Source organism: Planctomycetia bacterium (genome assembly GCA_021413845.1).
Classification (GTDB): Bacteria; Planctomycetota; Planctomycetia; order Pirellulales; family PNKZ01; genus PNKZ01.
This window is the reverse complement of sequence record JAIOPP010000087.1, coordinates 1-11,159: the sequence shown is the minus strand read 5'-3', so window position 1 is coordinate 11,159 and position 11,159 is coordinate 1. Positions and strand designations below refer to the sequence as shown.

The window sequence follows — 11,159 nt, the reverse complement described above, 5'->3', positions numbered from 1 at the left end:
ACCAAGCGGAGAAAAACGACCGCGAGTGTTTACTTCAAAATCTGTCGAATCATTTCTCGTTCGAGACCTCGGATGATTCCTCCCCCCACGCCGCCGCCGTTGGGACGCGGAGAGAGCGGACGATTGCCGCCGTTGGAATTCTGAGGATATTGCGGGTACTGCGGATACGTGGGCCGCACCGTTTGCGGTGCGACGACGATTTGTTCTTTCTGCTCGCCGAGGTTCTTCATCTCTAACCAGCCGATGATGGAGTCGTTGCCGTCGACCGAGACGACTTGCAACCACACGGTGTTGACCGAACTGATTTGCACGAACTGCCCGCTCTTGAGCGTAGCGACGACGCGGCTGGCGTCCATCAGTTTGGCGTCGTTGCCGCGAATCTGCGCCGTCAGGCTCGGCAGTCCCGCCGCTTGGCTATCGGACAACGCTTTCATCACGTTGGCGCTCGGATCGGCGGCCATGTAGGCGGCGCTGCGGCGTTTAAACGCTTCCCGAATCACGGTTTTGTTCTCTTCCACCTTGATCGCGTTCGTGAAGGTGTCGATCGCTTCTGGGTACTTTCCTTCCGCGAAGTACCGATTCCCCTGTTTCAACAACGGGTGTTCATCGATCACGGACTTCGTCAGCGCCGTGTCTGCGACGGCAGGCTTCTCGAGGCCGAATGCGACGGCGGCAGGCACGGTATTGTTCGGCACTGTCGTGCTCGGGATCACGGTCGCCTGCTTGGCCGTGTTTGCGAGCGGGTCGGCTTTCGGCAACTCCGCCGACTTCTCGCTCACGACCGCAAGCTCGTACACGCCGGTCACTTCTCCTTTGAGCACCGGCGTTTGCACGAGGTTGCGCGTTCGGCGAACGTAGGTCTTCGTCTCGTATTCCGCATAGCGATAAAGTTCGAAGAGCGAGACCTTCGCGTCTTTGTCGGCATCGGCTTCGCCCCGTAAGCCGGCGATCAAGTAGTGCATGAATACGCCGCTTTTGAAGTCGGGATCCTCGACCGAGTATTGATTCGGCGCACAGCTATTGAACAGCATCGTGCCGCGCGGCGGCTGTTGCTGCTGGAGCGATCGAGTGAACTCGTTCGTCTGGTCGATGCCCGCCGGCGAACGGGTGCCGGAGGGAGTCGGATCGTTGCGGCAAGCATCGACGATCAGCAACTTCTGCGACGCTTGGCACCCTTGCAACATTTCATACAGCGTGTCGAGCGGAATCATCGTCTCGCCCGCGCGGTCGAGTTGCGAGTCGGTCGGGCAGAGATAACTCTTGCCGGCGAGATGCACGCCGTGGCCGCTGAAGGCAACGATCACCAAGTCGTTCGTGCGTACCGACTCGAGCAAGTTCTTCAGCTGCGTGAGAATGTTGTTGCGAAACGGCAGCAGATGATGATCGGTCAGCCCATCGCGCAGCACCGTCAAGTCTCGTGCATCGAAGCCCGACTTTTGGAGAGCATCGCTCAAGCTGCCGATGTCGTCGTTGCAGTAAGCGAGATCGCTGAAATAGGTGTAGTCGTTCACGCCGACCAGCAGGCCGTAGCGCCGGCCGGGAACCGCGTCGAGATCGAGCGGAACTTTCTTAGCCGCCGGCTTCTTGATGATGATGTCTTCTTCGGCGGCGGATCCGATTTGCGCGCCTGCCGAAACCATCAAGCCGACGCACATCACGAATCGGACGAAGTTTCGCATGACCACGACTCCCAAATCTGAAGGACTTCGATCGGCTCTACCCAGCGAAAGCGCAAGACGCCGGCGAATGTTACACATCCCGCGCGATATTTTCGGCAACCGTCATTTTTCGGGCAAAACGATCGGGAAACTGAATGTTTGAGGTGCAGTATCAATGTATCCCCCTGTCGGCGCGGCGTCCAAATCCGTGTTTTGAAAACGATCGATCGTGAACGAGCCGTCGTCCGCGCGCACCGTAAAGCGGAGCTTCGCGACGGGAAGCCGCATTCCTTTGTACGCTGGATACAGTGTGTCGTGGGCTTTGATCTTGTGTGTGATCGGTTCTCCTTGCCCAGGCTCCGCAGGATACCACGCTAAACGTCCGTCGATCGCATCGGTGAAATACCATACCTTCACCTCGACCGGCTTATCGGTGCCGTTGGCAAACGCGATGAAGCGCGAATGCCGGCGTTCGAGTTTCGCGTCCTTCCATTTGTCGTCGAGTTTTTTCGCGCCGTCCAAAGCGGCTTGCGCGGCCGACTGGTTCCCCTGCGAAAACTCCGCGACCGCTAGATAGATGAACGCGCGGCTCATCTTCGGGTCGAGCTTCGCCGAGCGCTTCAGGCTCTTGATCGCGCCCGCGTAGTCTTCCGACCGAACGAGCGCGCAGCCGAGGTCGCAATGAAACAGCGCGTTGCGCGGCTCAAGCTCAACCGCTTTGCGGTAGTCGGCGACCGACTCCTTGTAATGGCCGTGCAGCAGTTCGACATCGCCGCGCAAGCTTCGCGCCGGCGCATCGTCTTTCTTCAACTCGACGGCCTGCGTGAGATCGCGTAGAGCGACCGAGTATTGTTCGTCTTGCAGATAAGTATCTCCCCGGCCGACCAATGCCTCGACGCACTTCGGATCGATCCGGAGCGCATCGGTGTAAGTGCTCGCGGCCCGGCTCAAGTCCTTTTTCACTCGCAACTGCGTTCGGGCCAATCGCAAGAACCCGGGCAGATAGTCGGGAAAACCACGCACGGCGGCGATGTAGTCGGTCAGAGCGGCGTCGGTGTTTTTCTGCGCGAGGTAGGCATCGCCGCGGCCGACTAGATAGGCCGGCTGCTTCGCATCGCGTTCGATCGCAAGCGTCCAATCGGCCACGGCCGGGGCATATTGCAAGTCGCCGGCATAGGCGGCCGCGCGGCGTGCATAATGTGCGGCGCTGTTCGGCTCGGCGGCGACGGCGGCGGAGAAGCCCGCGATCGCCTGAGGGTACAACTCGCGGCGCATCGCAATCTCGGCCCGACCGACCTTCGCCCCGACGTTCGCGGGCTCCGCGCGCAACACGTCCGAAAACGATTTCAACGCCTCCTCCTCGTTGCCGGCCGTGAGCGAGGCATTCCCCGCGGCGACCAACTCCGTCGGGCCTTGCGCGCCCCTTGCTTGGTGCATAAACTGCGACGCACCGCAGCACACGGCCAGCAGTAAGACGAAAGCAACACGACACACGACCATAATTCACCTGATAAGTACGATTCGGCACGCACGATTAAGGAGCGGTCGATTTCACGATGATCTTAAACTCAGCTTTCGTCGACGCCGGGATCGAACCCTGATCGAATACTTCGATCGCCACGGGATAGCTCCCCGGTTTCAGGAGCGCGGCGTCCGGCGGCGTGAACGTGAATCGTCCGGTGCGGGCGTCTAGCTTGGCGCCGGGAAGCGCAGGCTCGACCAACACGAACCGCGGCAGCCCGCCCGGATCGTCGGGATCGGTCGCGCGCACGCGCAGCGAAACGGCCGGCACATCGATCTCCGGATCGAGCGGCAACTCGACGACGGCATCGGCAATCGGGTCGATCGTCGGAGGCTTGTTGCGCGGTATTATTTGCAACACGAATTTTCCCGCAGCGCTTTGCTTCGGCGTCGCGTCGTCTTCCGCGACGACATTCAGTTCCACTCGTTGCGGTGCATCGATCGCCGGCGGAGTCCAAGCGAATACGCCCGTCGCGGCATCCAAGAGAGCGCCGCTCGGGCCATCCACCAAGCGATAGCGAACGACGTTCGGCGGCACGTCGGGATCGACGGCTTTGATCGTCGTTCGAAACGGCGACTCGGCCGTGATCGTCTGTTCGGCCGGCAACGTCAGCACCGGCGGCTGGTTCACGACCGCGGCCGGCTTCGGCACCTCTTTCGGCGGCGGCTCGCTCAATGCAGGAACCTTAGAGGCCGCATCATCGACAGCAGGCCCCGACTTTCGACTATCGGAAAGAACGATCCAACCGACGATCGCCGCGAAGCCGAGACCGACGAGAATCGCCGGGAGTTGCGACTTCTTATTCTTCACATTCGCCGCAGCTCCTTTCGACGGCGCCGCAACCTGCTTGCGCGGCTGCGATGAAGCCGATGCCGACGCACCGGCCGCTCCACCGGACGATGCCGGAGCGACGACGTCGTATCGCGACGAGGGATCGAGCAACTTATCGACTTCTCCAACCAACGCCGCTCCTCCCGCAGAACCGTCGGCCGCGCTTCCCGGAGCGATCACCGGCACGAGCGGCGCTTCGGCCAAGAGCGCCAGCGCTTCTTCCGCCGAAGCGAAACGATCGGCCGAGCGCTTCTTCAACAGCCGATCGAGGACGACCCCCAACGGGCCCGCCGCGCCGGGAACCAATTCTTCGACGTTCGGCAAGCGGGCCGCTTCGTCGGCATGCCAGCGCATCCAAGCAGTCCGGTTGTCGGCTTCGCTTTCGTTGCCGACGCCGGCGAAGCGCGTCGCGAACTTAGGGCCGAGCAACAATTCCAACACGCTGAAGCCGAGGCAATATAAATCGGCTCGCGGCCCGAACTCGCCGAGCGCGGGGCTTACCAATTCCGGCGCGATATACTTCATCTCGCGCCGTTGATACGGCAAGCCTCCTGTCATCGCCGCGCCGAGCGCAAAGCTCAGTTTCACTCGACCGCTGCGATGAATGAGCAACGTCGCCGGCCGAAGATCGCCGTGCGTGCGGCCGGCTTCGTGCAACCGGCGCAGGCCCGCCAGCCCTTGCCGCAAGATCGACCGCGCGACCTCGACCGACAGCGGCTTGTCGAGCAATTGTCCGCAGTGGCCCGACATCAGCTCCATCACGATCCATCCGAGCTTGCGATCGATCGCAAACACCGGCACGAGCGCGTCGTCGGTGAGTTGTGCGATTTGCGTAACGTCGTCCCAAAAACGGGGCGAGTGTTCGGCTTCCTTGCGCAAGCCAGCATCGAGCTCGAAGATCGCGACGTCGCGCTTCAACGAAAACTGCACGCCTCGATAGACGGCGCCGTAGGCGTTGCGTCCGAGCAGTTCCCACGTTTCGAAATCACCGGCGCTGGGCATGTCGTGCAGATCCTAAAGGCTTTTCGATTCGGAGGATTAACGCTTCTCGCCGAGCCGGTGTTTGACGTAGGCATCGGCCTCGAGCAACGACGCCGGGACGGCACGGCCGTCTTGCGCCAACATGCTTTTCTCCCATTCGATCCGATCGCGCAAGCGGCGGTAAGCCACCTCGGCGGCATCGGCCCGTCCGCGATACGCCGAAGTATAGGCCTCGCTGAAACGAATCCAAAGGTCCGGCGTCAGGGAAGCATCGTTGCGCAGTTCGGTGGAGAGTTCGGCGAAAGTTTTCGTTTTCGTACCCGCGGCGTTCGGCTTCGGGTCGTCCATTAGAAGCACGCCGATTGCGGCCGCGAAGAGCAGCGCAATGACGATCGCTTGACCGGTTTGCTTCTTTTTCGCTCCCTCGACCGATTGAAGAGCGAGCGGCACCGCGACCTCGGCTTGCATCGCCTCGGCCGTGGCGGCGAGCGTGGGGAGCGCTGTCGCAGCGGCACGCAAAGCGGGTGCGCCGTCGCCGGTCGTTTCCATGCGCAGCGACGTACCGCCTGGAAGTTGCAGCGTCTTCCCTTTGCGCCATTCCTCCGAAGCATTCGGTTCGACGAGCTTCGCATCTAAGCGGAGCGGCTGCGCACCCCGGTTGTACAGCAGGTACCGGCCCTCGGCGTAACGCAACGTCACGACATGCGGCTCTTGGCCCGCTGCGACGAGCTGCAGTTCGCAATCGTCGGCCGAGCCGATTCGTACGACCTCGTACTCGATCCAAAGTTCGGAACCGAGGAGCGGGCCGGCGGTGACGGTGAGTTTGGCGGGCATAGGGTTTGAGCTGCTTGAGCGACGGTCTTTGCTAAATGTATAACGCTAAATGTATAACGCCGACAAAATGAACGGGGCTCCGATGATCAGCAAACACGCGATCATGATGATGATGCCCGGCATCACGATCGCCACCTGCGCCGCACCGGCCGCGCGTTCGGCCCATTGCGACCGCTTCAACCGCATCTGCTCGGCCTGGAGGCGAAAGGTCTGTGCGAGCGGCGTGCCGAACTCTTCTCCTTTGTTGATCATAAAAACCAACTCGGCGACGTCGGGATCCGGCACCCGCTTTTGAAAGCGAACGAGGCTGTCGTGCATCGAGCGGCCGAGTTGGATCTCGCCGACGATCAATTCCAACTCGTTGCCGAGCGGATGCCCGCGCAGGTCGACGACCAACGTTTTCAAGCTCTCCAACAAGCCGCCGCCGGCTTCGAGCATGAGCGCCATCAGATCGATCGTGAACGGCAGCCGGCGTTTCAAGGTGCCGGTGCGCTTCACGGCCTTCTCGCCGAGATCTTGCAGGCCCATGCGGACGAGAATGTAGAACGCAGCGCCGGCGGCGAGCAGCCCCCAAAAGATGCCGCCGAAGAGCGTGCCGATCGCCAAGCCGAACACCGCTCCGATCGCGGCTTCCAATTGCTTCACGGCGACATACTCTTCGGGCTTCCACGGCAAAGGCTCATCGACGGCGATCAGGTTCCGACCGATTTCTTCGACCTTCTGCGGTGCGCGACGTGCCCGCGCGGCCAACTCGTCGACCAGCGGCTCGAACCAGCGATACGCCGAGTTCTTCTCGGCCAGCCGGAGCCGACGAGCGGCTTCGAATTCCCAAGCCGCCGCCTCGCGCACGCGCGGCCGCCACGCCAAGCGCAACACGAGCCAGGCGAACAACGCCACGGCCCCGGCTGCCGTCGCACTGCCGCAAAGTAACCATTGAATCCGATCCATAAACCTAGTCTTTCGTCAAACTTCGAGGGCGAGAATTCGTCGGGCCCATTGCACGGCGAAATACACCATCGCGATCACGACCAGCAGCACCAACTGACCGACAAGCGTCGTGAAGAGGAGCCCCGTCCCTTCGGGATTGAGGAAGTAGAACAAGCCGAGAAAGACGAACGGAAACGAGGCTAAGATCACCACGACCTTGCGACCGCTTTCCGTTTCCGCTTGAAGTTTCCGTTCGAGACGTTGGTTCTCTTGCAAGCTCCGGCCGATCCGATCGAGCGCTTCGGTGATCTTTCCCCCACGTTCGAGACTTACGAGCAGAGCCGAGGCGAACAGCGTGAAGCCGTCGAGTTGCAATCGCTCGCGCGCGCTTTTCAGCGCGTGAGCCAAAGGCCGGCCGCCGTGATAGTCGCGCACGATACGATGCAGCTCCGCAGCCAACGGCTCCGGAGTTTCTTGGGCGACGTTATCGATCCCTTGAGCCAGCGACAACCCTGCTCGAGTGGCGTTCGCCAGGCCCGTCACTGCCGAGACCAGTTGATCGCGCAGCAGAAACGAACGCTTCGCGATCAACGCTTGGAGATAGATGCGCGGGGCGGCGTAGATCATGTAAGTCACGACGAACGCGACCGGCCACATGCCGAGGCCGAGAGCGACGAACAGAAACGCGACCGCCATCGCGATCCCCCACCAGCGCATGCGCTGCGGGATGCGGCCGTCGTCGAGGTTTAGCGCCGTGAGCATCGGCTGAAGGTCGCGAATATAGCTCGACGTGATCCGATCCCAGGCCGGCTCGATGAGCCGCGTGAGAAAGAACGCCGCCGCGCCGTAAGTGACGGATGAGAGAAACAGCCAGAGTGCAGGGCTCGAAGATGTCATGGTTGCGCCGCCGGATCGGGTTCGTCGAGATAGAACGCGCTGAGGTCGAGCAAGCCGGTTTCGATCAGTCGATCGATGAACGTCGGCAAGCAGCCGGTCGCGGCGAGTTGCATCCGGCCGTCGTTGGTTTCCAGCAAGAACAAGTCTTTCAGGCGAATGCGTCCGTTCCGTTCGTCGTAGTCGACGACTTCCGTGATCTGCGTGATCCGCCGCGATCCGTCGCGCACGCGAGCCGTCTGCACGATCAGATCGATCGCCGAGGCGATCTGGCGGTGAATGGATTGGATCGGTAAGTCGGCCGCCATCTGCACGAGCACTTCCAAGCGCAGCACCACGTCCGAGGCGTTGTTCGCATGGATCGTGGTCATCGAGCCGTCGTGGCCGGTGTTCATCGCTTGCAGCATGTCGAGCGCTTCCGCGGCCCGGCATTCCCCCACCACGATCCGATCGGGCCGCATGCGGAGCGAATTCTTCACGAGGTCGCGGATCGTGTACTCGCCCCGCCCTTCGACGTTCGCCACCTTCGTTTCGAGCCGCACGACATGCTCTTTCGCCAGTTGCAGTTCGGCCGTGTCTTCGATCGTGACGATCCGTTCTTTGTCCGGGATGAAATCGCTTAGGCAATTGAGCAGCGTCGTTTTGCCGCTTCCCGTGCCGCCGGCGATCAGAATGTTGGCGCGTGCCAACACGGCGGCCTTGAGGAATGCGGCCGTCGTCGGCGTCAGGCTCCCCTTCGCGACGAGATCGGCCACGCGCATGCGGCGCGATGGAAACTTGCGGATCGTGAGGCAGGGGCCGCTGACCGCGAGCGGCGGAATGACGGCGTTCACACGGCTGCCGTCGGCCAAGCGCGCGTCGACGAGGGGCTGCGATTTATCGATGCGCCGACCGACGCGAGAAACAATGCGGTCGATGATCGCGGCCGTCACTTCGTCGGAAGTAAAGCGGCGTCCCGAGTTTTCGAGCACGCCCCCTTTTTCGATATAGATATGCTCCCGATCGACGACCATGATCTCGGAGACGGTCGGCGTGCGTAGCAAGTCTTCGAGCGGGCCGTAGCCGAAGACGATGTCTTTGATCTGCTTCTTGAGATAACGAAACGCCAGATACTCGCGAAAGTCGTGATGCACGCCGTCGACGAGCGCGGCGTAGATCGTCCAGAATTTACGATCGACGGCGTCGAGCCGCTCGGTGAGGCCGGCGAGGCTTTTCAGTTCCAGCCGCTTGGCGATCCGTTCGTTCGTCTCGGCCAATTCCCTTTCGCGATCCGCCACGGTCGAGACGATCCGGCTCCAATGGCGGTCGCCGGAGAAGACGTCGGGCCCGGTTTGCGCAGCCGCGAGCAGGCTGTTGAGCAGTTCGCTGCGTAGGGCATGGCCGGCGGTTTGTATGACGAGCGCGTCGTGTTCCGGCTTCAACATGTCGCGCAGGCGCGCGATCTCTTCGATGTTGCGCTCCATCGTCAGGAGGAATTCGTCGTTGAGTCCGACCTCGCCGACACCGCGACTTTTCAAGTCCATCCGCTCCAGCAGTTCAAGATGTACGGCCATGACGAACTCCGACAGGCGATCGTCGATCTCGCGGCGCCGTTGTTCGTCGGTCTGTCGGGCCGTGCGCGGAAACTCCAACTGCAACGAAAACGGACCGAGCCCTAGTCGGCAATCGTCGGCCAGCGTGCGCCGATCGCCGACGTGCAGGTCTTGGTCGTCGATGACGCACGTTCCGGAAACCACGAGCAAATCCCATCCCGCCGCGACACGGACCATCTCCACGGCCCGATCGGGAATGAACGGGCTGTTCAGCGTGATCTCGTTATCGGCCGCTCGCCCGATGCGCAGATAGTTGCCGCGCACGTCGTAAACGTGGGGGCTGTTGTCGAGGAGATGGTTGTAGCGAATTCGCATAGTGTTCGATCGACCTTGCGCGTCGGCAATGATTCTCGTAACTCGTTCTTCTTCGCTACGGCTTCTTCGGCTCTTCAGGAATGCTTTTCGTCGCCGTTCCGATGGGAGTTGTTCCAGCGGGACCGGTGCCGGTCGGCGCTGCCGTGGTCGCGGCGGCTTCGCGGAGGCGGCGGAGCTTGGCGATGTCTTGGTATAAGACCATCGCGACGATCGCCTTGCCGTCGCTGCGTCGCAAGCTTTGGGCATATAAAAGTTTTTGCGCCGCGGCAGGTAGCGAGCGCGAGGTCGGGCTCGTCGTCTCGGGGCGAGGGGCGTCGGTCTTCATCGCCAATGTGAGAATGCGGACGTTTCCTCGTTGGGCCGACGACTTGGCATCTTCGTTCGGTGCCGCTTCGGTGCGCAGCCCGATGCTGAGGATTCGGAACGGCCCGAGCTCTTCGTACTGCGTCGGACCGGTCGAGGTGGCGCCTGCGCTCGGCGTCGCGTCGGCCGAAGCCGCTGGCATCGACGGCACGATGAGCCCGACTTGGTTGCCGACTTTCAGCAGGTTGGGCTCATAGTCGACCCCTTCGAGCGAAACGTGCAGCGGAATCTCATCGGGCTCCGTCAGGAAGTCGGCGGCGACATAGCGGACGTCTTGCCAGAAGAGAACGTCGCCCGCCTGTAACCGGCGCTGCACCGGAAGGCCGAGCAACGCGGCACGCTCTTCCCAAGGCACTAGCGTCTGTTTCAAGCGATCGAAATTTTCTCCGACGATTTTGAAACGCGAAAGGTTTCCTTCCTTGAGCGGTTGGTCGATCTCGATCGCGCCGGAAGCGACGACGAACTCGCGGCCGAGTTGCGGCTGCACCGCCATCCAGTTCATCACGAACGCCGCGATGCCGAGCCCCAGAGGAATCATCAACTGCGTTAGTTTTTTCATGGTGCCGACGGAAGAGCCGAGGAAGAAGTGACGGAAGGAGGATCTAAAGCGACGATCATCAGCGTGGTGCCGAGAGTTTGTGATTCGGAGAGGGCCGCGACCTGAAACGATCGGCCTTGAAACCGGCATTGTAACTCTTGGACCCCTTGCGAGCCTGTGCTGCTCGGCGTCGTGGCGACGTCGTGAGCGCGCCAATAATCGACGAGGTCGGCGAGCCGGCCCGGGCTACGAAGAAATTCGCAGGCGATGGCGCCATGCCGGTCGAGCCTGGCAGCGATCCGCTTCGTCGCAGGCGGACTCGGCAGCAGCACGCCGAGGCTTTCGATCGCGGAGGAGGCGTTGCTCGGGCGGGCTTCGAGCACGGTCCATTCCAGGTCGTTGCGGCGCACGGCTCCCCGAGCCCAGGCGACGCGGCGTACGTTTTCGACGGTGCGCGTGCGGACGACATAGCGAAAAGCAGGACTTTCGTAAGCGTGGTCGACGCCGCCGTCGCGCTCCGCCGCCACGTTCGGCATTTGGTTGAGCACATCGAGAATAGAGCGTTCGGTATCGAGCATCGGTCCGAAAGTAGCCGGATCGGTAAGACGGCGAGAGAGTTCACCGGCGATCTCGGCATCGGCGATGGTGTGCAACTGTACGGACCAGCCGGTTTGCTCGAAAGACCAGCCGCGGCCGGCCGCGAT

General features: G+C 61.9%; 9 protein-coding genes. All 9 read right to left on the bottom strand.

Annotated features, from left to right (window positions below):
• Positions 1-29 precede the first annotated feature (29 nt).
• Positions 30-1,679 (bottom strand): caspase family protein, encoded by a 1,650-nt coding sequence (locus K8U03_16000; protein MCE9606399.1) that lies wholly within the window; start codon positions 1,677-1,679, stop codon positions 30-32.
• Positions 1,680-1,781: 102 nt separating this feature from the next.
• Entirely contained in the window at positions 1,782-3,152 is a 1,371-nt protein-coding gene (locus K8U03_15995; protein ID MCE9606398.1) for a tetratricopeptide repeat protein, read from the bottom strand.
• A gap of 40 nt (positions 3,153-3,192) precedes the next feature.
• Positions 3,193-5,013 (bottom strand): putative Ig domain-containing protein, encoded by a 1,821-nt coding sequence (locus K8U03_15990; GenBank protein MCE9606397.1) that lies wholly within the window; start codon positions 5,011-5,013, stop codon positions 3,193-3,195.
• 36 nt (positions 5,014-5,049) lie between these two features.
• Positions 5,050-5,826, bottom strand: coding sequence for a hypothetical protein (locus K8U03_15985; protein MCE9606396.1), 777 nt, complete (start codon positions 5,824-5,826; stop codon positions 5,050-5,052).
• A 45-nt stretch (positions 5,827-5,871) separates the two neighbouring features.
• Positions 5,872-6,774: a type II secretion system F family protein gene (locus K8U03_15980; GenBank protein MCE9606395.1), complete on the bottom strand. Its 903-nt coding sequence runs from the start codon at positions 6,772-6,774 to the stop codon at positions 5,872-5,874.
• A 15-nt stretch (positions 6,775-6,789) separates the two neighbouring features.
• Positions 6,790-7,650 carry a type II secretion system F family protein gene (locus K8U03_15975; GenBank protein ID MCE9606394.1) on the bottom strand — a complete coding sequence of 287 codons (861 nt, stop codon included), beginning with the start codon at positions 7,648-7,650 and terminating at the stop codon, positions 6,790-6,792.
• On the bottom strand, positions 7,647-9,110 hold the full coding sequence (locus tag K8U03_15970) for a CpaF family protein (GenBank protein MCE9606393.1): 1,464 nt from the start codon (positions 9,108-9,110) through the stop codon (positions 7,647-7,649). The genes K8U03_15975 and K8U03_15970 overlap by 4 nt, the downstream gene beginning before the upstream one ends.
• A 499-nt stretch (positions 9,111-9,609) precedes the next feature.
• Entirely contained in the window at positions 9,610-10,476 is an 867-nt protein-coding gene (locus K8U03_15965; protein ID MCE9606392.1) for a hypothetical protein, read from the bottom strand.
• On the bottom strand, positions 10,473-11,159 hold a 687-nt coding region (locus K8U03_15960), incomplete at its 5' end, for a hypothetical protein (protein MCE9606391.1). The genes K8U03_15965 and K8U03_15960, both read right to left, overlap by 4 nt.